Origin of the sequence: Propionivibrio sp., assembly GCF_017995515.1 — a bacterium.
Lineage (GTDB): Bacteria > Pseudomonadota > Gammaproteobacteria > Burkholderiales > Rhodocyclaceae > Propionivibrio.
This window is the reverse complement of sequence record NZ_JAGOIT010000002.1, coordinates 26,715-48,751: the sequence shown is the minus strand read 5'-3', so window position 1 is coordinate 48,751 and position 22,037 is coordinate 26,715. Positions and strand designations below refer to the sequence as shown.

Sequence of the window (22,037 nt, the reverse complement as noted above, 5' to 3'; positions counted from 1 at the left end):
GGACGCACCAGCAATTGTGGTTAAAATGCCCGCTATTCCAACCTTCTTCCGGAAAAAGACGTGCCAGAGACCGGCAGCACCATGCGAACAGCCCTGATCGCAACGCTATTGTTGATCGGTTTATCGGGCTGCGACGTCGTCAAGCAACGCATGGGAATCGTCGACCCCGCGGAGAAAGCCGCTCAGTCCGATGCTGAGGGCAGGGCGGTCGGCGGTGCCTGCCGCCAGTCCGGCCGCGCCATCGAAGACTGCTACTCGATCTACTCCTGGCTGCCCAAGGCTTCCATCTACGAGGGCTGGCGCGACATGGATGCGTACATGCGCGACAACAAGCTGGAAACGGTCGAACCGCAGCTGCCACCGGTCGCGCCGCCAACGACAGCAAAGAAGAAAGCCGCGGCGACAAAAGAAGATGTTGCGGCGAACGAGAGCAAAGCCACGCCGGATACCAAGGCAACGACCGCACAACACTGAGCGCGTGCCCAGCGGAAGAAGCGCCAGCCCGTGCGACGGGCGCCGGCAAACAAGAAGGATGCGTCATGAATCAAGAAGAATGCCGATTGGTCACGCGCAACGACTGCCTCAGATAGCAAGGCCCGGATCGCAGCCATGCCAGACCCGACCGGAGTAGCCGGCGCGCCAGCCGCCCCCTGCGAAGACGCGTTCTTCATTCTGCGCGACTGCAGGGAACGCTTCCAGCGCGGCCTCGCCGAAATTGTCCGCCAAGCCGGTGTTAGCGCGCCCGCGGTTATCGATGCCTTTGTGCGCGAGATCGCGACGGCACACGACGAGCTTGCCGCATCGTCCAGAGCGGACGGCTTCGGGCAGACAGATGGCCTGACGGCATCGCGCATCAGTCTCGTCGGCAACGACGATCTCGAAGTGGAAATCCGCATTGGCGACATCATCACCCGACTGAAGGGGAACGAACGCATCGATCGCTGGCGTGTGCAACTCCGCTACATGACCTTGCTCGACCGACCGAAGATGACGGCCGAGGACAACCCGGCCGGACTCGAGCCGGTCAGCCGCGGCCTGTGGGCGATCTGCCAGACGACCAAGGCCGGCCTCGAGCAAAACCTCGACATCCTCGATCGACTCGAGGCGCAACTACAGGCTGGCTTACCCGACCTATATCGAGAGCTCAACGCCCTTCTCGAACAGCGCGGCGTCGCGTTACCGCCGACGCGCCCCATTCAGCGCAGTAGCGGCAGTACAGTCACGCCAGAGGCCGCTGCGCGGTCCGGCACATTGCCGGCCAACGCGCTCTCCGCCTTGCAAAGCAAGTTGTTCGAGCAATCCGGCGAGGTCGGCGTTTCAGCGGGGGCGTCAGATGACGGCCCGGTTGTGGGCAACGCAGCCCTGAGTGCCTCGACGCTGACCATGCTGAATCACCTGAGGGAACGGCTCAATACGCTTGAGCAGCGACAGATCACCACCCCCCAGGGCACGCTCCCACTCGACGCGCCCGACACGCAGCAACCGCTGCGCGCCATCCGCGCAAGAGATCTCGACCTGCCGCTCGGCAAATCCGCTGCCGTCGCGTTCGACACACTCTCGCTGATCTTTGACGCCCTCTTTGCCACACCGGATCTCCCCGACGTCGTCAAGTCGATCCTCGGCCGACTGCAGATTCCCTCGCTCAGGACGGCCATCCTGGACGACACCTTCTTTGCCAACACACAGCATCCGGCGCGGCAGCTGATCAACCGCATGGCACGCGCTGCGTGCGGTTTGCCCCCGGACGCTGGGCGCGACCACCCGCTGAGCGAACGGTTGAGCCAACTCGCCGACTCGGCGCGCGCCGCGATGGAAAGCAACGAATCCGGGCTGAAGCCGCAGCTCGAAGAGCTGGAAAGACTGATCGCCGAGCGCGACCAATCGCACCAGCTCAACTCACAACCGTACATGCATCTCGTCAACCATCACGAACGGCGGCTGAACGCAGGCGTTCTGGCAAAAAAGTGGCTGAACGAGCAACTTGCGCGATGTTCGGCGCCTGCGATTCGTGACTTCCTTGCGGAACATGGAGTGCGCATCATGCAAAGCGCTGCCGAAAACGGTGGTGTTGGCGGTGAGCGCTGGAAGGCGTCGAACACAACATTTGCGGAACTACTCTGGAGCATCCAGCCCAAGCAGGCGCCCGAAGAACGCAAGCGCCTCGTCGCCCTGGTACCCGCGCTGCTCAAGCGCCTGAATTCAGAACTCGACCAACTTGACGTATCGACGGAAGCGCGAACGCCCTTCCTGAACGCCTGCTTCGATCTGCAAACCGCAGCGCTGCGCAACCGGCCCGGCACGGCGATGTCATCGCCTTCCCGCCAGATCAACCCCACCACGGTCGAGATCAACTCGAACGAACCCGGCACACCCGGCAGCTCGCGCAAGACCGAGATTCTCGAAAGTAACGGAAAGCTCGTACAGTATTTCGGCTCATCCACGCCTGCCGTGCCGGCATGGCGCGCAGACAATTCGACCGCCCGGCAAGGCGACTGGATCGCCTTCCGACTGCCGGACGATGAAGAACACTGCGGCTTGCACTGCGGCGCAGCGCCCGATTCGGGCAGTGTTCTGTTGTTCAACTCCGACTGGGGCTACGCCGTGGCCCTCGAACGAGCATTCCTCGAGCAGCAACTGACTGGCGGCAACGCGCGCATCCTTTCTGCCGTGTCACTTTTTGACCAGGCCGCCGAACGCGCGCTCGGACAGATGCCCGGCGCGCACCCTGACCCGTCCGCGCATTGGCAAAGTGTGTATAATCGCGGCCCTATGCTATTGATTCCTAATTTATTTATGGGCGTTGCCGATGCGTTTTGATGAACTCGGCCTGGCGCCGGAAATCCTGAGAGCCATTACTGAAGAGGGTTACACCAACCCGACGCCGATTCAAGCGCAGGCCATCCCGATCGTTCTCTCGGGCAAGGATCTGATGGGCGGTGCGCAGACCGGAACGGGTAAAACGGCGGCCTTCACGTTGCCGCTTCTCCAGCGCATCCTTCCGTTTGCCAGCCCAAGTCCGTCGCCAGCGCGCCATCCGGTGCGGATCCTGATGCTCGCGCCGACGCGCGAACTCGCCATCCAGGTACACGAGTCGGTCAAGACCTACAGCAAGTACGTCCCGATACGAAGCCTGTGCGCTTACGGCGGCGTCGACATCAAGCCACAGATCGAAGAAATCCGCGCCGGTATCGAAGTGCTCGTGGCAACACCGGGACGCCTGCTCGACCTGGTCGAACAGAAGTGCCTCAACTTCGGCAGCGTGCAAGCGCTCGTTCTCGACGAAGCCGATCGCATGCTGGACATGGGCTTCATCCCGGATGTCACCCGCATCATCAGCCTGTTGCCCAAGCAACGCCAGAGCCTGCTCTTTTCTGCGACCTTCTCGGACGAAATCAAGAAACTCGCCGACCGGATGCTCCAGTCGCCGGTGCTGATCGAAGTCGCGCGACGCAATACCGTCTCCGAGACCATCACGCACCGCGTACACCCGGTGGCCGCCGACGCCAAGCGCGCGCTTCTGGTAAAGCTGCTCAGATCTTCGGAATTCAATCAGGTACTCGTCTTCACGCGCACCAAGATCGAGACCAACAAACTCGCGCGCGAGCTCCAGCGCGCCGGCATCGCCGCCGACTCGATTCACGGCGACAAGAGCCAGCTTGATCGTTTGAAGGCGCTGGAAGCATTCAAGGACGGCAGCACGCTGGTGCTTGTCGCCACCGATGTCGCTGCACGCGGCCTCGACATCGATGAACTGCCGCACGTCATCAACTTCGAGCTGCCGCATACGCCGGAAGACTACATCCACCGCATCGGCCGGACGGGTCGCGCCGGCAAGCAGGGCACCGCGATTTCGCTCGTCTCGGCGCATGAGGTCCAGTATCTCGTCGACATCGAGAAGCTGATCAAGAAACCGATCGAACAGGTAATCGTTCCCGGCTTCGACCCCGAATACGACTACGAATACCCACCGACGGGAAAGAAGGGCCACCATCGCCGGCCGCCCGCACCGGCCGCTTCCGTGGCTCCGGCAGCGAAGTCGCGCCGCGATCAGCCCGACGCCTATGCGAACGACCGCCGCAGCCCGCGACGGCCAAGCCACATCGCGGCCGACGGTTTCGACTTCAGCAAGCCCTACGAAAGCGCCGATCCCCATCCCGCAGCCGCACCGACCGATATCGAAAAGGCCCAGGCCGCGGCGCGCATGGAGCATCCGCACAAGCCACGGCGCGTCGTCGCCGCCCTGCTCGGCGGTCTGGGACGGAAATAAGGCAAGCCTGGCCCAGACCGGCACTGGCGTCGCTCAAGCTTTCTTCGATGGCGCCTCGACCAGCTTCAGGACGGCCAGCGACACGTTGTCACCTTCGCCCTGCGCGCGCGTCCGCGCCCGTTCAATCAGCAGCTCCGAGGCGGCGCGCGCCGTATGCGCGGCCAGCACTCCGCCCAGCTCTGCCTCGCCCAGATACGCCCACAGGCCATCGGAACACAGCAGGAATGAATCACCCGCCCGCAGATCGTCCGCCTCGCCAAAGTCGATCCGCGGCGCCTCGTCGCCGCCCAGCGAAGTCACCAGGATATTCCGGTTCGGATGCACCAACGCCTGCTCCGGCGTGATCTTTCTCTTGGCGACCAACTGCTCGACGTAGGAATGGTCGGTGGTCCGGAACATCAGCCGGTCACCGCGGTATCGATAAAGGCGGCTATCACCGCAATGCGCCCAGCTGACTTTTCCAGGCTGGAGAAGGAGCATGACGGCCGTGCTGTGAGGATCCTTCTCATTGATGAAGCGCGACGCCTTGATCAAGAGATGCGCCTCGTTGAGGCTCGCCTCGAGCATTGAACGCGCAGACTCGGAACGCGCCGAAAATTGGCCCAGGTTGCTGGACGCGGTATGGATGACCTGCTGCGCAGCAAGAACCCCCCCCGTGTGCCCCCCCATGCCATCGGCGACGACGGCAAGCGCCACCCCACCGCCCTTGGGATGGGGGACAAGCGACACCCTGTCCTGTTGTTCCTTGCGATCACCCTGATGCTGGGCGACGCAGGCATCTATCGTTATTGGCATCATCTCCCCGGTGCGACATTCCCTGTGGCGGGAAGCGTATCACGCACGTACCGCTCACCGCGCTCGATCATGCTGCACCGTGATAACGCTCGAGAACCACGTCTGCCAACTCAGGCAAGGTATCCGCACCCAATCCGAGCTCGTCGAGCACCTCATCCTGCACTGAAGACCACTCCGGCGACGGCAAATGTTGTTCGTGGTGATACAGGTGGAACGCGAGCTGTAATATCGCCACCATCGTGCGCGCCGTGTGGTGGTGAATGAGCGTCATGTCGTGATGAAAACGGATGGCGTCGCAGATGAAGTCCGGCAGCTTCCAATGACGCGCAACGAGGTAGCCAATGACACAGTGATCGGCATTGAAGCGCGCATCCTCCTCTTGCAAGTCGATCCAGCCCCCAGCGAGTTCAAGGCGCATATCGCGGCAATACGACGAAAACCGCTGCATGAGCACCGGGACGCCACAATCGTGGAAAACACCTGCGAGGCACGCTTGATCGGGGAAGATGTTGCACACGGTCACGCGCTCGTCGGCAATCAACATGGCCAACTCGGAAACGGCCCGCGAACGCGCCCAGTACGCTTCGAAGGCCTTTTGGTTGTGCTTGGCCGGCACGGCAGCGGACAACGCGATGGCCCGTACGAGGTTGCCGGTCTGCTGGAGACCGATTGCCTGCAGGACGTGCTCTAGCGACGCCAACGGCTGCAGCCTTCTGAAGGCAGCCCCCTGGACCACCTTGAACAACATCGCACCGATTCCCGGATCCTGCTCGATAGTTCGTGCAAGAAGGCGCACATCGGAGACACCACGTGCCAGTTGATCCTGCAATTCAAGCAAGACGCGCGGCTGCGCCGGTATGGTCACACCGCGCTCAAGCAATCGTTTGACGCGATTTTCCTCTTCGCCCGTGAGATCGACGAGAAGCGACTTGTCAAATACCATGAATTTTCATTCTCCCCATCCCCTGCCCGTATCGACATGAAAGGACGCGAATTCTTGAACAACGAGCCCTTCCGATATAATCGTCCGCCACCCGTATCCATCAGGAAGCCAGCCATGGGCAATCGTCTTTCAAAAATCGTCACCCGCACCGGAGATGCCGGAACCACTGGCCTGGGAGACGGATCGCGAGTGGCTAAAGACGGCCTGCGCATCGACGCGATTGGCGAAATCGACGAGCTGAATTCTAGCTTGGGAGTCCTGCTTGCAGAACATCTTCCCGACGAAATCCGCGACGCGTTGATGGCGGCACAGCACGACCTCTTCGACCTCGGCGGCGAGATCTGCATTCCAGGATCAAGCGTCATCGGCGAAACACATGTCGGCCGCCTGGAGGTATTGATTGCAAACTTCAACAGCGAACTTGCCCCGCTCAAGGAGTTCATTCTTCCCGGTGGTACGCGCGCGGCTGCACTGTCGCACCTCTGTCGCACCATCTGCCGGCGGGCCGAACGCCGCATCGTCCGTCTCGGCAACAGCGAAAGCGTTAGCGATTGGACGCGCAAGTACTTGAACCGGCTTTCCGACCTACTGTTCGTGCTTGGGCGAGCGCTGAACAAGCGCGAAGGGCACGGCGATGTTCCCTGGGCCCACAAGAAGGCACGCGCCATCGGATAACCGCAGCTTTCGACAGCCCTTCGCTCGATGCCATTCAGCGACACCGAACTCGCACTCGTAAAGATATCGCACATTTTGCGCGACGTACCCTCGGGCGCTGTCTGCGAAATGCTCGAACACAATGCCGGTGCACAGTTAGCTTTGCCGGCGAACGAAATCTTCGTCACGGAGGGGCAACTTGATCCGGGGCTATTCCTTGTCGTTCATGGCGTCGTCGAACTGTTCACGGTCGACCGCCGGGGGCAAGACAAAGTCATTGATTTCGTGCAAGCCGGAAACACATTGGCCGAGGAAACACTACTGATAGCGCGACCATTGCCATATTCAGCAAGGACACTGACGGAAGCCGCCATCCTCCATTTGCCGAACGAGCAAATCGAAGCATGGCAGGAACAGCACCCCCAGTTCGCGCGCATGCTCTTGTCGCACATTGCGCAGCGCGTGAATTACCTGAGTAACGACATGTTGACGCTCCGCACAAAAAAAGCGGCGGCACGACTGGTCTGCTACCTTCTCTGTCACTTCAACAAGGCGCCAAGAACACCCGACGGCTCTTACCGCCTTGACCTACCTTTCCCGCGCAACAAGCTGGCATCCCGCCTCGGCATCACCAACTCGCATTTGTCCCGCGCGTTCCGCGAACTGCAAGAAGCGGGACTGATCGTCCCGCAAGGACGCGGCTACTTCATCCCCAACGTCCCCGCGCTCTCAAGACACGTGTGCCCGGCAGGCTGCGACTTCGAACCCAGCAGCACCGAGGAAGAGTGAACTGATTCAATGAATGACTGCGGTGCAGTACCCAGAGGGCACTGCACCGCAGAACGACAAACGCTAGAAGCAGATGCACAAAGGCCGCCAATTGGCGGCCTTTGACTGGAGAGTGTAAACGCGCTTAACGCTTGGAGAACTGCTTGCGCCGACGCGCTTTGTGCAGACCGACTTTTTTCCGCTCAACTTCACGCGCATCGCGCGTAACAAAGCCAGCTTTCGACAGCGCAGGCTTCAGCGCGGCATCGTATTCGATCAAAGCGCGCGTAATCCCGTGACGCACAGCGCCTGCCTGACCCGACTCGCCACCGCCCGACACGTTAACCTGAATGTCAAAACCAGAAACCTGATCAACAAGCTCCAGCGGCTGACGAACGATCATGCGCCCGGTCACCCGAGAAAAGAACTCGTCGACCGGCTTGCCGTTGACAACAATAGCGCCAGATCCACGCTTCATGAAAACGCGAGCAACTGCGCTTTTGCGACGGCCCGTACCGTAGTAAAAATTACCAGCCATTTCGACCCCTTAGATTTCCAGAACTTTGGGCTGCTGGGCAGCATGTGGATGAGCGGCCCCTGCGTAGCACTTCATTTTCTTGAGCATTGCGTAGCCAAGCGGACCTTTCGGCAACATCCCCTTAACGGCCTTTTCGAGCACACGCCCCGGGAAACGCTGTTGCATCTTCTTGAAATTGGTCTCGTAGATCCCGCCCGGGAAGCCGGTGTGGCGGTAGTACATCTTGTCTTCCGATTTATTGCCCGTCACGCGAATCTTTTCAACGTTGGTCACAACGATGTAGTCGCCGGTATCAACGTGCGGAGTAAACTCTGGCTTGTGCTTACCACGCAGGCGGCGAGCGATTTCTGCGGCGAGGCGCCCGAGCACCTTGTCAGTGGCATCAACCACGAGCCACTCGCGCTTCACTTCATGCGATTTGGCGGAAAAAGTCTTCATTTGAAACGCCGTCCTTATATGCCGATAACGGAAAGCCGAGCATCCTACAGCAACAATTCAAGGAATGTCAATCACCATATAGCACCCGCTGAGAGAAGCGGGTACGCGCGGCGCAATCCTAGCCATTACGGAAGATACGTCACGAGAGCTTTCGCGGAAAACAATGGCGGCCACGCTTTTCAAACCGCCCCAAAAGCCGCCGGATTATGACCTCAGTCAAAAACACGGTCAACCGGCAGACGCGCGAATCATCAGATGTGGTAAGCAGCATGCGTCATGACTTTTGCAGCCACGCGCATCAAGGCACAAGCAGGCGGCGGAAGCGCCCGCCCCCCGAGAGCCACGGCCATTTCGGCATGAGCGATTTCATCGTCTCGCATTTGGCGCACAATCGCTCGCGACTTTGCATCCATGACAGGCAATGAGCGCAGATGCCCATCAAGATGCGCACCGACTTGCCGCTCGGTTTCAGCCAGGAACCCGAGACTCCAGTGGTCACCACATTTTCCGGCAAGAACCCCAATGACGAACGCCCCCGAGTACCAGAACGGATTCAGGCAACTTACCCGAGAATCCAGCTCCCGGATTCGCCGCGCGGTCCACTCGAGATGCTCCACTTCCTCACCTGCCGCACGGTCAAGCGAAGCTCGAATCAATGGGTCGCGGCAAACAACGGCCTGGCCTTGATAAAGCGCCTGCGCACAAACTTCGCCGACATGATTGATGCGCATCAGCGCGCCAGCGTGCCGCCTGTCCCCAGGCGACAAACTCGGCTCCGGCAATTCTGCTCCGGGTGCGCGCCCCGAACTTGCCCGAGAACCGAACAATGATCGCAAGGCTTTATCAATCGCAACAATTACCGAGTCAAGCGACACGATCAGGACTCATCGGGTAGTAGATCATGGCAGATCTCAAGGACAAGCCGCCCATGCGAACGCGCGTACGACAGCGCCAGATAAGCAAACGCGATTCGTCATGCTAGCGGTTTGGCACCGACATCTGCCCGCCATGCCGCAAAACACCTTGAGCCTCGTCCACAGAACTCACCGCGGGAGAACCCGGAGGGCAGAAGTAGTTCGAGAACAACTCAACATGATGGTTGTTGCTCGTTCCGGAAATCTTTATCCACTGATTGCCGCGCGCTTTCGACCAAGTCCCGTCCGCGCGCCCAAACGCATAGAACCGCCGCTCGCCCGTCGCGCACCGCATCCCTTCGTAGCTGACATTCTTGGCACCCGACGGACTCACAACCTCTAGCGTGAAACGCAACACACCATCGGTTCCGTAGGATAAAGACTGCGCATCAACAAAGAACTTCGTATCTGAGATCGCCCCGACTCGGAACGGGATCAGGTTTCCCGCTTCGGGAAAGGACGGGAGATGAACTTCTACTTCGGCCCACGGCTTCTCGTCGTACTCATTGTCAAACTCAGCAGCCGCCGAAGAAGACTGGGAGAACAAAAGACCGAACACGGAAAAAACTCCGACACACATCCGAGCCAAACGACATCCACGCACGCAAACACCGTCCAATTCACGACTCCCCGACGAGCGGCTGCTCCTTGTGAGCGGCACTCGACACACGCCGCGCACGTCGATGATCGGCATCCAGATAACGGGCGAGCTCATTAAGCGCCTTTTCGTAAACCAGCCGCTTGAACTCGATGACGGAGTCAAGCGAAACCCAATACTGATTCCAGCGCCACGCATCAAATTCCGGATGATCGCACGCACGCAGACAGACGTCGGTATCACGACCAAGCATTCGCAACAGAAACCAGATCTGCTTTTGCCCCTTGTAGCTGCCGCGCCACTCGCGTTTTACCCAATGAATCGGCACATCGTAACGCAACCAATCCTTGGTTCTACCAAGGATGCTGACTTGCTCCGGGATCAGCCCGACCTCTTCGTACAACTCACGGTACATCGCCTGCTCGGGCGACTCCCCCCGCTTGATGCCACCCTGCGGGAACTGCCATGAATGCTCGCGAATTCGCTTACCCCAAAAGACCTCGTTCTTTGCGTTACACAAGATGATGCCGACGTTAGGGCGATAGCCTTCACGATCAAGCATGTTGAACCTAACAAATTAAGAGTTGGGCACATTCTTCCATATTTCCAAACGCTTGGAAAGCCGAGCCTCGGCACCGGCACTGGAATGAAGAACGCGCAAAAGCCCGGTTGCCGTCGCCACCGCAAGTTCAGTCTTGTAGAATTTGGTTTTCTCACCACGAAAACAGAAACGCTATGCGCACTTCGCAATTTTTCTTGTCCACGCTCAAAGAAGCACCTTCCGATGCGGAAATCGTCAGTCACAAGCTCATGCTTCGCGCCGGCCTTGTCAAGCGACTGGCTGGCGGCATCTACACCTGGATGCCGATGGGGTTGCGGGTACTGCGCAAGGTGGAAAACGTCATCCGCCAGGAAATGGATCGAGCCGGCGCAATCGAACTTTCGATGCCCGCCGTGCAGCCCGCCGAGCTTTGGCAGGAATCCGGGCGCTGGGAGAAGTACGGCCCGGAGCTGCTCCGCCTGAAGGACCGGCATCAGCGCGACTTCGTTATCGGACCAACTCACGAAGAAGTAATCACCGACGTGGTCCGCAAGGAAGTGAAAAGTTACCGCCAGTTGCCGCTGCATTTCTATCAGGTACAAATGAAATTCCGTGACGAAATCCGTCCCCGCTTCGGCGTAATGCGCGGCCGGGAGTTCCTCATGAAAGACGGCTACTCGTTCCACACCAGCTTTGAAGACCTGCAGCGCGAGTACCGCAACATGTATGAGACATACGGCCGGATATTCGACCGCCTCGGGCTGAGATTTCGTGCCGTCTCTGCCGACACAGGTTCGATCGGCGGAACCGGCTCGCACGAGTTTCATGTACTGGCCGACTCTGGTGAGGACGCCCTCGCCTATTGCCCCGACTCGGACTATGCCGCCAACGTCGAACTGGCCGAAGCGGTTGCCCCGGCTACCAAGCGAGGTGCCGCGATCGCCACCATGCAAAAGGTGTCCACGCCGGGCAAGACGAAGTGCGAGGACGTCGCAAGCTTTCTCAACATCCCGATCACTCAGATGGTCAAGGCCATCGCGATCATTCGCGACCTCCCGGAAGACAACCCCGCACGCTTTGCGCTTATATTGCTGCGCGGCGATCACGACCTGAACGAAATCAAGACGCAGAAGATTGTTGGCGATTTTCGCTTCGCTCGTGATGACGAGATCGTCGAAAAGCTCGGCTGCAAGCCCGGATACATTGGCCCGGTAAATGTATCGGCCACCGTTTTTGCCGATCGGTCAGTCAACGCGATGAGCGATTTCGTGTGCGGTGCAAACGAAGCCGGCTTCCATTTGACCGGCGTGAACTTCGGGTGCGATCTGCCGGAGGTCGAAACCATCGGTGACTTCCGCAATGTCGTCGCCGGCGACCCTTCGCCCGACGGGAAAGGCTCGCTTGAACTCTGCCGCGGCATCGAAGTCGGCCACATCTTCCAGTTGCGAACAAAGTACGCTGAAGCGCTGAAATGCTGCTTCCTCGACGAGAACAGTCAGAGCCAGGTCATGGAGATGGGTTGCTACGGCATCGGCGTCTCACGCATCGTCGGCGCTGCGATCGAGCAGAATCACGATGATCGAGGAATCATTTTTCCGAAAGCGATTGCCCCGTTCGAGGCTTGTATCGTCCCCATGGGTTACCACAAGAGCGACTCGGTCAAGCAGGAGGCCGACAGCCTTTACGCGCAGTTGAGAGCAGGCGGCATTGACGTGTTGCTCGACGATCGCAATGAACGCCCGGGGGTCATGTTCGCCGACATGGAACTCGTTGGCATCCCGCATCGGATCGTGGTTGGCGAACGGGGACTCGCAGAAGGCAAGCTGGAGTACAAGGGACGTCGCGACGCCGAGACGCAGATGGTCGCAACCGTTGACGTCTGCGAGTTCGTGAAGGCGAGGCTGTGTTCCGACTAGTCTTGATTGCGGCTCTGCTCTTGCCGCTCACCGCATCCGCGGGAGCGCAGAAGTATGAGCCGCTGTCGGACAGCGTCCGGGCGGCGCTTTCCCGCACCATTTCCGACCAAGCGCCGCCGAGGAGTTCGTTTCTCGACTCGATGGAAGCCATTGACTGGCTGTCCGAAATGTCCCTTCGACTTGAGAAGCGAATCCCGGATAGAGAAGGTCGCCTGGAGTTTCTGCGCGCCGTGCACTATGAGGCGACGCGCGCCGGCCTCGACCCTCAGCTTGTTCTCGGCTTGATTCAGGTGGAAAGCGGCTTCAAGAAGTACGCTGTTTCAAGCGCCGGAGCACGCGGGTTCATGCAGGTGATGCCGTTCTGGATCAAGGTGATTGGGCGCGGCGACGACAATCTCTTTCACCTGCGCACCAATCTGCGCTACGGCTGCACAATCTTGCGCCACTACCTGGACATTGAGAAAGGCGATCTTTACCGAGCACTGGGCCGCTACAACGGCAGCCTGGGGCAACCGCAGTATCCAAACCTCGTTCGCGGAGCCTGGGACCGGCACTGGACCTATACAGCGAACCGTGTAGCGTCGCGCTGACACCACACGACAGGCTACCGCATGCCCGGCAACATCCCCTTCATGCCGCGCATCAGTTTCGCCATCCCGCCTTTCGAGAACTGTTTCATCATCTTCTGCGATTGCTCAAACTGTTTCAGCAGCCGGTTCACCTCCTGAACGTGCACGCCAGCACCCACCGCGATCCGGCGCTTACGTGACGCCTTCAGCAACTCCGGCCTGGACCGCTCAAGCGGCGTCATGGAGTTAATGATGCCCTCGATACGCCGCACTGCCTTGTCCTCGCCGCCGGCTGGCAAATGGCTGGCTGCTTGAGCGAACTGTGCGGGCAACTTGTCCATCATCGCCGACAGGCCGCCCATCTTGCGCATTTGCCCGATCTGCTCCTTGAAATCGTTCAGATCGAAGCCTTTTCCGCTCTTCAGCTTCTTCGCAAACTCGACCGCCTGTTGCTCGTCGATCCCTTTCTTCGCTTCCTCGATCAGCGATAGAACATCACCCATCCCGAGAATACGGGAAGCCATTCGTTCCGGATGAAAGGCTTCGAGGCCCGCCAGCTTCTCTCCAATGCCGGCGAACTTGATCGGCTTCCCTGTCACATGGCGCACCGAAAGTGCGGCACCGCCTCGCGCGTCACCATCCAGTTTGGTCAGAACGATGCCGGTCAGCGGCAGCGCCTCGCTGAACGCCTTCGCCGTATTGATCGCGTCCTGCCCGAGCATGGCGTCAACGACAAACAATGTTTCGATGGGGGAAATGGCCGAATGAAGCTCGGCAATCTCCTTCATCATCGCCTCGTCGATGGACAAGCGTCCTGCCGTATCGACGAGCAATACATCGTGGAAGTGCTTCTTCGCCCAATCGACCGCCGCTTTCGCGATATCGACCGGCCGGTCAGTCGGTGCCGACGGGAAGAAATCCACACCGGCCTGGCCCGCAACCGTCTTCAACTGCTCAATTGCCGCCGGACGATACACGTCACACGAGACCACCAGAACCTTCTTCTTTTGCGTGTCGCGCAGAAGCTTCGCCAGTTTCCCGACCGTCGTCGTCTTGCCCGCTCCCTGCAAACCAGCCATCAAGACAATCGCCGGCGGCTGCGTCGCAAGGTTGAGCCCCGTATGCGCTTCGCCCATCAACCGCGTCAGTTCCTGATGGACGACTCCGATCAGCGCCTGACCAGGACTCAATGAGCCAATAACCTCTTCGCCGATCGCTTTTTCCTTGACCGCCGAGATCAATGCCTTGACCGCAGGAAGCGCGACGTCGGCCTCGAGCAATGCCAGGCGAACTTCGCGCAAGGCTTCTGCAATGTTGTCTTCGGTGAGGCGAGCTTCGCCTCGTAGCGTCTTCATGACGCGAGCTAGTCGCTGGGTCAGGTTATCGAGCATTTGATTTCCGGCTTGGTGTAAACTCAAAAAATGTCGGACATTTTACTGCACCTTCTCCCCCACATCGCCTCATCGCTGCTCTACGCGGGACTTGGTCTGCATTTCTGGCATACGCGCTGGCACCACAAGGGGCAGCCGGCGCATATTCTCACGATGCAAAGCTGGGAGCGTACCGGCATCCTTGTCGCTGTAATTCTGCAAGGAATCGGGCTGTACGACGGCCTTTTCAGCGCGGAGGGAATGCGCTTTTCCTTCAGTTTTGCCCTCTCATTGATGCTCTGGCTTGCCGTAATCATCTACTGGCTGGAGAGCTTTCGTTCGCGCATGGACGGCTTGCAACCACTGGTACTCCCTCTGGCCGCAGTGTGCGCGGCACTTCCGACGCTGTTCCCGCAAGTTCACCTTATCGGCCACGCCGCCGCGTGGGGCTTCAAGCTCCACTTCCTTACCGCGATGCTCGCCTATGGTGTGTTTACGCTATCCGCCATGCATGCGGTCTTCATGGGTATTGTCGAGAGGAGCCTTCATCAACGCGCCGACATTGGCTTGAAGTTTGCCAACCTGCCGCCGCTACTGGCCATGGAATCACTGCTATTCAGGATGATTAGCGTCGCGTTCTCTCTCCTGACTGTCGCTCTCGCAAGCGGCGTGATGTTTTCGGAAGAAATCTTCAACAAACCGGTAGTACTCGATCACAAAACTCTTTTTGCGTTTTTTTCCTGGGGCATCTTTGCCGCATTGCTGATCGGTCGCAGCGCTTATGGCTGGCGCGGGCGAATCGCACTGCGATGGACGCTAGCGGGTTTTCTCGTCCTCATGCTGGCCTATGTCGGCAGCCGATTCGTCTCTGAATTCATTCTCGGGCGCATCTAGCGACACTACTTTTCTCGGTCGAGGTGAACAAACGCCAGTGACGGCCCATGCTGGCAGCCGCTATTTACAAAGCCCCCGACTCCATGCATCATCGATCTGGCATGGTCGGTGGGCACGTTTTGCAGCCCTGAGTCATTGGCGCCAACAGGCGTCCGTCCTTTACAAAATATGGCAGCCAATCCGCAACAATCAACGCTCAGCGGCCTTGCCCGCGCACTTGTTCAAGCCGGCCGAATCAAAGAAGCCGAAGCTGAGGCGTTGCTGACGCAATCCGCCTCCACAAGAACATCGTTCATCGAGCAACTGGTTGGCGCCAAGAAGGCAAGTTCGGGAGAAATCGCACGTTTTGCCTCTGACACTTTCGGCTATCCGCTTCTTGATCTTACGGCATTTGACGATGCCCACATCCTGAAGACCGCAATTGACCGAAAGCTGATCGCCACGCATCGTGTCATCCCTCTGCACAAACGAGGCAACCGGCTCTCGGTAGCAATCGCAGACCCGACCAACCTGAGGGCTCTCGACGAGATCCGGTTCCAGACCGGCATGGCGGTAGACCCGGTTATCGTCGATGAAGGGCAGTTATCACCGCTGGTCACAAAACTTTCCGAGTCAGCGGAAGAAACCCTCAAGAGCCTGGCCAACGAAGACATCAACCTCGAGTTCACCGACGAAGAATCAGCCGAAAAAGCAGACGACCCCGCGGCGCTTGACGTTGACGACGCGCCGGTCGTCAAATTCATCCAGAAGATGCTTCTGGACGCCATCAACGATGGCGCATCCGACATCCACTTCGAGCCGTACGAAAAGAACTACCGCATCCGATTCCGCACCGATGGCGTGCTGCGAGAAGTGGCGTCGCCACCGCTCGTCATCAAGGAAAAGATCGCCTCCCGCATCAAGGTCATTTCCCGACTGAATATTGCCGAAAAACGTGTCCCACAGGATGGACGCATGCGCCTCGTGTTGTCGAAGAGTCGGGCCATAGATTTTCGTGTGAGCACCTTGCCGACAATGTACGGCGAAAAGATTGTGCTGCGTATCCTGGACCCGAGCAGCGCAACCTTGGGAATTGATGCACTTGGTTACGAGCCGGATCAGAAGGCGATACTGCTCGACGCGATTCAGCGCCCCTACGGCATGGTGCTGGTAACGGGCCCGACGGGTTCCGGAAAAACCGTCTCGCTTTACACCTGCCTCAATATTCTGAACAAACCGGGAATAAATATCTCCACCGCGGAAGATCCAGCGGAAATCCCCTTGCCCGGCATCAACCAGGTCAACGTCGACGACAGGCAGGGCCTTACATTTCCTGTTGCATTGAAGGCGTTCTTGCGCCAAGACCCTGACATCATCATGGTCGGCGAAATCCGGGATCTCGAAACCGCAGAAATCGCAATCAAGGCGGCGCAAACCGGCCACATGGTCTTGTCAACGCTGCACACGAACGATGCACCATCGACACTGACCCGCTTGATGAACATGGGCATTCCCACGTTCAACATTGCGTCGAGCGTCCTCCTCATTACCGCGCAGCGACTTGTGCGTCGGCTATGTACTTGCAAGAAGACGCTCGATACACCGATTGAAACCTTGCTGGATGCCGGCTTTACAGAGTCGGATATCGACGGGAGTTGGCATCTTTACGGACCGGCCGGCTGCGATCGCTGCAAGGGGACCGGCTACAAGGGACGGGTGGGCTTGTACCAGGTAATGCCTGTCACCGAAGCGATTCAGCGCCTGATCATGGCAAATGGTACTGCACTCGACATCGCAGAACAGGCAAGAAGAGAGGGCGTTGATGATCTGCGCCGCTCAGGCCTTCTGAAAGTCAAGCGGGGACTGACTTCACTTGATGAAGTTCTAGGCAGCACTAACGTATAGACGAGATGACAAAGGGCTCAGCATGGCAACAGCAGTGAAACCAGCAAAGCGCTCTCAGGAGGCCAAGGAGTTCACATTTCTGTGGACCGGAAAAAACAAGTCCGGAAAAATCGTACGCGGAGAGCTGCGAGCACCGAGCGAAGCTGTAGTAAATGCGACCTTAAGGCGCCAGGGCATACTGGTAGAAAAGGTCTCAAAGCAACGCTTTAGGAGTGGCGGAAAAGTATCAGAAAAGGATGTGGCGCTATTCACAAGACAATTGGCGACGATGATGAAGTCTGGCGTACCGCTGCTCCAGACCTTCGATATCGTTGGACGCGGCCACGACAATCCTGCGGTTGGCAAGCTGCTTCTTGATATCAAATCGGACGTCGAAACAGGCAGCTCGCTATCACAGGCTTTCAGAAAGTATCCGCTCCACTTTGATCAGCTCTATTGCAACCTGGTTGCAGCAGGAGAGCAAGCCGGGATTCTGGAAACGCTGCTGGATCGCTTGGCGACATACAAGGAGAAAATGCTTGCCATCAGGTCGAAGATCAAGTCGGCACTGTTCTATCCCGTGGCAGTCATCGTGGTGGCGTTCGTAATTACCGCAGTAATCATGATCTTCGTCATTCCCGCGTTCAAGCAAGTATTTACGAGCTTTGGAGCAGACCTGCCGGCACCGACACTGCTCGTAATCGCAATTTCGGACTATTTCGTCGCTTATTGGTGGGCGATCTTCGGATCGATCGGGCTCAGCCTTTACGCCTTCTTCTATTCTTGGAAGCGCTCAGAAACAGTCCAGTTTGCAATGGACCGTTTGTTACTACGCCTACCGCTGTTTGGAATCATCGTCCGAAAATCGGTAATGGCACGATGGACCCGGACTTTGGCAACCATGTTCGCGGCGGGGGTTCCCTTGGTGGAATCCCTCGATTCGGTAGGGGGGGCCGCCGGAAACGTTGTTTACAAATTTGGCACCAAGCAAATTCAAGGGGAAGTAAGTACCGGAACAAGCCTGACTTCGTCGATGCAGAACACTCAACTTTTCCCGAACATGGTCATCCAAATGGTTGCTATTGGCGAAGAGTCTGGTGCGCTGGACTCCATGCTGGCAAAAGTGGCCGATTTCTTCGAAGCAGAAGTTGATGATGCGGTCGAAGCGCTCTCCAGCCTTATGGAGCCGATAATCATGGTCGTACTGGGAACGCTGATCGGTGGCATGGTCATAGCAATGTATTTGCCGATTTTCAAGCTGGGCGCTGTTGTTTAATGGGTGCGGCGTGGGCCATGCTGGAGCAGTCGCAGGTGTTAGCCGTACTTTCACTGGGAATTCTTGGTCTTCTGATTGGCAGTTTTCTCAACGTCGTGATCCATCGACTGCCAAAGATGATGGAGCATGACTGGCTCCTCCAGTGCGCAGAATTGCGCGAGGAAGACAATCCTTCACAAGAACCGCTCTCGCTCTCAAAACCAAGGTCGCGCTGTCCGGCATGCGGACATCAGATTACCGCGCTTGAAAACATCCCGATCTTTAGCTGGATTGCACTGCGTGGGCGCTGCTCGGCCTGCCATGCGCCGATCTCACCACGATATCCGATCATCGAAGCACTTACCGGGGCGCTGTTCGCCTTCGCGGCCGTAGAATTCGGCTATGGCTGGGCTGCAGCGGGAGCCACCTTGTTGATAAGTGCGCTTGTGGCACTGACCTTCATCGATATCGACACACAGCTGCTGCCAGACTCGATCACGTTACCGCTGGTATGGGCGGGGCTTCTCTTCAACTTATCGGCTATCTACACCGATCTTCACTCCGCGGTCATCGGCGCGATCGCTGGATATCTGTCACTCTGGATCGTTTACTGGGGATTCAAGCTGGCGACCGGCAAAGAGGGGATGGGCTACGGTGATTTCAAACTGCTGGCGGCCCTTGGTGCCTGGCTCGGCTGGCAAATCCTGCCTTTGATCATCCTGCTCTCGTCGCTGGTCGGCGCAATCGTGGGCATCGTCCTGATCGTCGTAACCAAGCGAGGGCGGAACATCCCTATTCCATTCGGCCCCTACCTTGCAGCCGCGGGGCTACTTGCCCTCTTCTGGGGCAATGATCTGACCCAAGCTTATCTTCGCTTGATGTAATTACTTGAAAACAGAGCCTTTGCCTCAATTTCAGAATCCGGGTTGGCAGATCCGACCATACCCGTTCGAGTATAATTTCTGACTTCGTGCTTCTGTGAAGGTAAGCCCATGCCGATTTACGTCTATCGATGCAATGCCTGCGGTTTTGAAAAGGACCATCTGCAAAAACTCAGCGACCCTGTGCTGAACACCTGCCCGGAATGCAACCAGGAGAGTTACCTGAAACAGGTAACGGCGGCCGGCTTCCAGCTTAAGGGCAATGGTTGGTACGCGACCGACTTCAAAGGGGGGAAAACCAGCGTGCCCCCACCCAAATCCGAAAGCACCTCGCCGTGCCAAGGTTGTGCCGGAGTGGAAGCGTGCGCAAGCAGCTGATCAAGCGCTACTTCATCACCGGACTACTGATCTGGGTGCCGCTGGCGATTACCGCGTGGGTGCTGACGTTGATTGCCGGTGCGGCGGACCAATCCTTGCGGTTTCTTCCCGAGTCGGCGCGCCCCAGCAGTATCCTTGGCTACGACATCCCGGGCGCCGGAATCGCCGTATCCCTGCTCATCATCCTGATTACGGGGATACTGGCCGCCAACTTCATCGGCCAGAGGCTCGTTCAATGGTGGGAGCGCCTGCTGGCTCGCATTCCCGTTGTCAGCTCGATCTACAACAGCGTAAAACAGGTCTCCGACACCCTTTTTTCCTCATCAGGCAATGCCTTTCGCAAGGCACTGCTTGTCCAGTACCCTCGCCGGGGATCGTGGACCATTGCCCTGCTCACGGGCATACCGGGTGGCGATGTGCAAAATCATCTCAAGGGAGACTACGTCAGCGTCTATGTTCCGACCACACCGAACCCAACGTCCGGATTCTTCCTGATGATGCCGAAGAACGAAGTCATTGAGCTCGATATGGCCGTCGACGAAGCACTCAAGTACATCATTTCGATGGGCGTTGTCGCGCCGCCGAGCAAAACCAAGTACTAGATGGGCCCTAACCAAAAACCAAACTCGTAACCCGGAAACAGCATGCGAACTCATTATTGCGGACTAATCAACTCCCAACTCATCGGCCAGGAGGTCACGTTGTGTGGCTGGGCCCACCGCCGCCGCGACCATGGTGGCGTGATCTTCATCGACCTGCGTGATCGCGAAGGCATTGCACAGATCGTGTGCGACCCAGATCGTCCTGAGATGTTCTCGATCGCCGAATCGGTTCGCAACGAGTTTTGCCTGCGCGTCACCGGCAAAATACGAGCGCGCCCTGCGGGCACGGTCAATCCCAACATGCCGAGCGGCGAAGTAGAAATCCTGTGCCATGAAATCGAGGTACTGAATCCGTCGGTCACACCGCCATTCCAACTGGACGAGGAAAATTTGTCGGAGAACGTTCGCCTGACGCATCGCGTCATTGATCTGCGCCGCCCGCAGATGCAAAAGAACATGATGCTGCGCTACAAGACTGCGCGCGCGTTCCGCCGTTTCCTCGATGACGCAGGCTTCATCGACATCGAAACCCCCATGCTCACCAAGAGCACCCCGGAGGGCGCCCGCGACTATCTGGTGCCATCGCGCGTCAATGCCGGCCAATTCTTCGCGCTCCCGCAGTCGCCGCAGCTGTTCAAGCAGTTGCTGATGGTCGCGGGGTTCGACCGCTATTACCAGATCACGAAGTGCTTCCGCGACGAGGATCTGCGCGCCGACCGTCAACCGGAATTCACTCAAGTCGATATCGAGACCTCCTTCCTGAACGAAACCGAGATCACATCGATCATGGAGGATCTTCTTCGCTACGTGTTCAAGGAGGCCATCGGCGCAGACCTGCCCTGTCCTTTCCCTCGCCTCACCTATGATGAAGCCATGCATCGCTTCGGCTCGGACAAGCCTGATCTGCGCGTCACGCTGGAGTTGACCGAGATTACCGACGCAGTCAAGGATGTATCGTTCAAGGTATTCGCCAACGTGGCCAACAGCGAGAATGGCCGCGTCGCAGCGCTTCGCATTCCGGGTGGCGCCAGCCTGACGCGAGGCGAAATCGACGCATACGGAACGTTTGTAGCAATCTATGGAGCCAAGGGGCTCGCCTACATCAAGGTCAATGACGCGTCCCTGCTCAACGAAAGCGGCCTGCAGTCGCCAATTGTCAAGAATCTGCACGAAGCAGCGCTAACCGCGATTGTGGAACGAACCGGCGCGCAATCGGGCGACCTCATCTTCTTCTGCGCCGACAAGGCAAAGGTGGTCAACGATGCCCTTGGTGCCTTGCGCGTCAAGATCGGCCACGAGAAGGGTTTTGTTAATGGCAACACCTGGGAGCCGCTCTGGGTCGTCGACTTCCCGATGTTCGACTACGACGAGGAAAGCAAGCGTTGGGTCGCCTGTCACCACCCATTCACCAGCCCGAAAGACGAGCACCTCGAACTACTGGCCAGCAACCCCGGCAAGTGCCTCGCGAAAGCGTACGATTTGGCGCTCAACGGATGGGAACTTGGCGGCGGATCGGTACGTATCCACCGCGCCGACGTTCAGGAGCTCGTGTTCAAGGCGCTCGGAATCGGCGATGAAGAGGCGCAGCTCAAGTTCGGTTTCCTGCTTGATGCGCTCAAGTACGGCGCGCCACCGCACGGAGGTCTGGCCTTTGGTCTCGACCGAATCGTGACAATGATGACCGGCGCCGAGTCGATCCGCGACGTTATCGCTTTCCCGAAGACGCAGCGAGCACAATGCCTGCTCACCGACGCGCCCAGCGAGGTCGACGAAAAGCAATTGCGTGAGTTGCACATCCGGCTGCGCCAAAAGGCGGACGTCCAAAGCGTAGCGACACCGGCCTAAGTCCTGCC

General features: G+C 58.4%; 22 protein-coding genes. 14 read left to right on the top strand and 8 right to left on the bottom strand.

The window, feature by feature from the left end; all coding sequences use genetic code 11:
* Nucleotides 1–81: 81 nt before the first annotated feature.
* The 3 genes from KBA32_RS00710 (at nt 82) to KBA32_RS00700 (ending at nt 4,267) form a co-directional block, all read left to right on the top strand.
* Nucleotides 82–474: a hypothetical protein gene (locus KBA32_RS00710; RefSeq protein WP_294353742.1), complete on the top strand. Its 393-nt coding sequence runs from the start codon at nt 82–84 to the stop codon at nt 472–474.
* Nucleotides 475–609: 135 nt separating this feature from the next.
* On the top strand, nt 610–2,817 hold the full coding sequence (locus tag KBA32_RS00705; RefSeq protein ID WP_294353739.1) for a DUF1631 family protein: 2,208 nt from the start codon (nt 610–612) through the stop codon (nt 2,815–2,817).
* A complete protein-coding gene (locus KBA32_RS00700) occupies nt 2,807–4,267 on the top strand; it encodes a DEAD/DEAH box helicase (protein ID WP_294353736.1) in 1,461 nt (486 codons plus the stop codon). Before KBA32_RS00705 ends, KBA32_RS00700 begins: the two co-directional genes overlap by 11 nt.
* Before the next feature lie 33 nt (nt 4,268–4,300).
* Here KBA32_RS00700 and KBA32_RS00695 read toward each other — a convergent pair whose 3' ends face one another.
* Nucleotides 4,301–5,062, bottom strand: a complete 762-nt coding sequence (locus KBA32_RS00695; RefSeq protein ID WP_294353733.1) for a protein phosphatase 2C domain-containing protein — start codon at nt 5,060–5,062, stop codon at nt 4,301–4,303.
* 67 nt (nt 5,063–5,129) lie between these two features.
* Complete coding sequence (locus KBA32_RS00690; RefSeq protein ID WP_294353730.1) at nt 5,130–5,900, bottom strand: HDOD domain-containing protein; 771 nt, start codon at nt 5,898–5,900, stop codon at nt 5,130–5,132.
* 219 nt (nt 5,901–6,119) lie between these two features.
* Here KBA32_RS00690 and KBA32_RS00685 point away from each other — a divergent pair, with 219 nt between their 5' ends.
* A complete protein-coding gene (locus tag KBA32_RS00685) occupies nt 6,120–6,680 on the top strand; it encodes a cob(I)yrinic acid a,c-diamide adenosyltransferase (protein ID WP_294353834.1) in 561 nt (186 codons plus the stop codon).
* Between the two features lie 108 nt (nt 6,681–6,788).
* Nucleotides 6,789–7,448: a Crp/Fnr family transcriptional regulator gene (locus tag KBA32_RS00680; RefSeq protein ID WP_294353727.1), complete on the top strand. Its 660-nt coding sequence runs from the start codon at nt 6,789–6,791 to the stop codon at nt 7,446–7,448.
* Nucleotides 7,449–7,572: 124 nt separating this feature from the next.
* Here KBA32_RS00680 and rpsI read toward each other — a convergent pair whose 3' ends face one another.
* The 5 genes from rpsI to KBA32_RS00655 all read right to left on the bottom strand — a co-directional run bounded on the left by rpsI (nt 7,573) and on the right by KBA32_RS00655 (nt 10,477).
* Nucleotides 7,573–7,965, bottom strand: coding sequence for a 30S ribosomal protein S9 (gene rpsI, locus KBA32_RS00675; RefSeq protein ID WP_294353724.1), 393 nt, complete (start codon nt 7,963–7,965; stop codon nt 7,573–7,575).
* 9 nt (nt 7,966–7,974) lie between these two features.
* Entirely contained in the window at nt 7,975–8,403 is a 429-nt protein-coding gene (rplM, locus tag KBA32_RS00670; RefSeq protein ID WP_294353722.1) for a 50S ribosomal protein L13, read from the bottom strand.
* A gap of 251 nt (nt 8,404–8,654) precedes the next feature.
* Nucleotides 8,655–9,278 carry a 2-polyprenyl-3-methyl-6-methoxy-1,4-benzoquinone monooxygenase gene (gene coq7, locus KBA32_RS00665; protein WP_294353720.1) on the bottom strand — a complete coding sequence of 208 codons (624 nt, stop codon included), beginning with the start codon at nt 9,276–9,278 and terminating at the stop codon, nt 8,655–8,657.
* A gap of 103 nt (nt 9,279–9,381) precedes the next feature.
* Nucleotides 9,382–9,876 (bottom strand): CNP1-like family protein, encoded by a 495-nt coding sequence (locus KBA32_RS00660; protein ID WP_294353718.1) that lies wholly within the window; start codon nt 9,874–9,876, stop codon nt 9,382–9,384.
* A 61-nt stretch (nt 9,877–9,937) separates the two neighbouring features.
* Nucleotides 9,938–10,477 (bottom strand): RNA pyrophosphohydrolase, encoded by a 540-nt coding sequence (locus KBA32_RS00655; protein WP_294353716.1) that lies wholly within the window; start codon nt 10,475–10,477, stop codon nt 9,938–9,940.
* Nucleotides 10,478–10,650: 173 nt separating this feature from the next.
* Between KBA32_RS00655 and KBA32_RS00650 the strand changes: the two genes are divergently transcribed.
* Both KBA32_RS00650 and KBA32_RS00645 read left to right on the top strand, forming a co-directional pair.
* On the top strand, nt 10,651–12,372 hold the full coding sequence (locus KBA32_RS00650) for a proline--tRNA ligase (protein WP_294353713.1): 1,722 nt from the start codon (nt 10,651–10,653) through the stop codon (nt 12,370–12,372).
* A 20-nt stretch (nt 12,373–12,392) separates the two neighbouring features.
* The gene (locus tag KBA32_RS00645; RefSeq protein WP_294353710.1) at nt 12,393–12,962 is read left to right on the top strand and encodes a lytic transglycosylase domain-containing protein; all 570 of its coding nucleotides are present in this window, start codon (nt 12,393–12,395) and stop codon (nt 12,960–12,962) included.
* Nucleotides 12,963–12,976: 14 nt separating this feature from the next.
* Here KBA32_RS00645 and ffh read toward each other — a convergent pair whose 3' ends face one another.
* On the bottom strand, nt 12,977–14,332 hold the full coding sequence (gene ffh, locus KBA32_RS00640) for a signal recognition particle protein (protein WP_294353707.1): 1,356 nt from the start codon (nt 14,330–14,332) through the stop codon (nt 12,977–12,979).
* A 30-nt stretch (nt 14,333–14,362) separates the two neighbouring features.
* Between ffh and KBA32_RS00635 the strand changes: the two genes are divergently transcribed.
* The 7 genes from KBA32_RS00635 to aspS all read left to right on the top strand — a co-directional run bounded on the left by KBA32_RS00635 (nt 14,363) and on the right by aspS (nt 22,029).
* Nucleotides 14,363–15,205 (top strand): inner membrane protein YpjD, encoded by an 843-nt coding sequence (locus KBA32_RS00635; RefSeq protein ID WP_294353704.1) that lies wholly within the window; start codon nt 14,363–14,365, stop codon nt 15,203–15,205.
* Nucleotides 15,206–15,373: 168 nt separating this feature from the next.
* Nucleotides 15,374–17,089, top strand: a complete 1,716-nt coding sequence (gene pilB, locus KBA32_RS00630; RefSeq protein WP_294353702.1) for a type IV-A pilus assembly ATPase PilB — start codon at nt 15,374–15,376, stop codon at nt 17,087–17,089.
* 22 nt (nt 17,090–17,111) lie between these two features.
* A complete protein-coding gene (locus KBA32_RS00625) occupies nt 17,112–18,344 on the top strand; it encodes a type II secretion system F family protein (protein WP_294353697.1) in 1,233 nt (410 codons plus the stop codon).
* 17 nt (nt 18,345–18,361) lie between these two features.
* On the top strand, nt 18,362–19,207 hold the full coding sequence (locus KBA32_RS00620) for an A24 family peptidase (RefSeq protein ID WP_294353694.1): 846 nt from the start codon (nt 18,362–18,364) through the stop codon (nt 19,205–19,207).
* A gap of 108 nt (nt 19,208–19,315) precedes the next feature.
* Nucleotides 19,316–19,582, top strand: a complete 267-nt coding sequence (locus KBA32_RS00615) for an FmdB family zinc ribbon protein (protein ID WP_294353691.1) — start codon at nt 19,316–19,318, stop codon at nt 19,580–19,582.
* Entirely contained in the window at nt 19,582–20,184 is a 603-nt protein-coding gene (locus tag KBA32_RS00610; RefSeq protein ID WP_294353825.1) for a DUF502 domain-containing protein, read from the top strand. The genes KBA32_RS00615 and KBA32_RS00610 overlap by 1 nt, the downstream gene beginning before the upstream one ends.
* A gap of 42 nt (nt 20,185–20,226) precedes the next feature.
* Nucleotides 20,227–22,029, top strand: coding sequence for an aspartate--tRNA ligase (aspS, locus tag KBA32_RS00605; RefSeq protein WP_294353688.1), 1,803 nt, complete (start codon nt 20,227–20,229; stop codon nt 22,027–22,029).
* Nucleotides 22,030–22,037: the final 8 nt, after the last annotated feature.

What these genes read in the sequence shown, in the direction of transcription:
- KBA32_RS00710 (WP_294353742.1), top strand. Translation starts at nt 82, where the DNA reads ATGCGAACAGCCCTGATCGCAACGCTATTGTTGATCGGTTTATCGGGC.
- KBA32_RS00705 (WP_294353739.1), top strand. Translation starts at nt 610, where the DNA reads ATGCCAGACCCGACCGGAGTAGCCGGCGCGCCAGCCGCCCCCTGCGAA.
- KBA32_RS00700 (WP_294353736.1), top strand. Translation starts at nt 2,807, where the DNA reads ATGCGTTTTGATGAACTCGGCCTGGCGCCGGAAATCCTGAGAGCCATT.
- KBA32_RS00695 (WP_294353733.1), bottom strand. Translation starts at nt 5,062, where the DNA reads ATGCCAATAACGATAGATGCCTGCGTCGCCCAGCATCAGGGTGATCGC.
- KBA32_RS00685 (WP_294353834.1), top strand. Translation starts at nt 6,120, where the DNA reads ATGGGCAATCGTCTTTCAAAAATCGTCACCCGCACCGGAGATGCCGGA.
- KBA32_RS00680 (WP_294353727.1), top strand. Translation starts at nt 6,789, where the DNA reads ATGCTCGAACACAATGCCGGTGCACAGTTAGCTTTGCCGGCGAACGAA.
- rpsI (WP_294353724.1), bottom strand. Translation starts at nt 7,965, where the DNA reads ATGGCTGGTAATTTTTACTACGGTACGGGCCGTCGCAAAAGCGCAGTT.
- rplM (WP_294353722.1), bottom strand. Translation starts at nt 8,403, where the DNA reads ATGAAGACTTTTTCCGCCAAATCGCATGAAGTGAAGCGCGAGTGGCTC.
- KBA32_RS00655 (WP_294353716.1), bottom strand. Translation starts at nt 10,477, where the DNA reads ATGCTTGATCGTGAAGGCTATCGCCCTAACGTCGGCATCATCTTGTGT.
- KBA32_RS00650 (WP_294353713.1), top strand. Translation starts at nt 10,651, where the DNA reads ATGCGCACTTCGCAATTTTTCTTGTCCACGCTCAAAGAAGCACCTTCC.
- ffh (WP_294353707.1), bottom strand. Translation starts at nt 14,332, where the DNA reads ATGCTCGATAACCTGACCCAGCGACTAGCTCGCGTCATGAAGACGCTA.
- KBA32_RS00635 (WP_294353704.1), top strand. Translation starts at nt 14,363, where the DNA reads ATGTCGGACATTTTACTGCACCTTCTCCCCCACATCGCCTCATCGCTG.
- pilB (WP_294353702.1), top strand. Translation starts at nt 15,374, where the DNA reads ATGGCAGCCAATCCGCAACAATCAACGCTCAGCGGCCTTGCCCGCGCA.
- KBA32_RS00625 (WP_294353697.1), top strand. Translation starts at nt 17,112, where the DNA reads ATGGCAACAGCAGTGAAACCAGCAAAGCGCTCTCAGGAGGCCAAGGAG.
- KBA32_RS00620 (WP_294353694.1), top strand. Translation starts at nt 18,362, where the DNA reads ATGCTGGAGCAGTCGCAGGTGTTAGCCGTACTTTCACTGGGAATTCTT.
- KBA32_RS00615 (WP_294353691.1), top strand. Translation starts at nt 19,316, where the DNA reads ATGCCGATTTACGTCTATCGATGCAATGCCTGCGGTTTTGAAAAGGAC.
- aspS (WP_294353688.1), top strand. Translation starts at nt 20,227, where the DNA reads ATGCGAACTCATTATTGCGGACTAATCAACTCCCAACTCATCGGCCAG.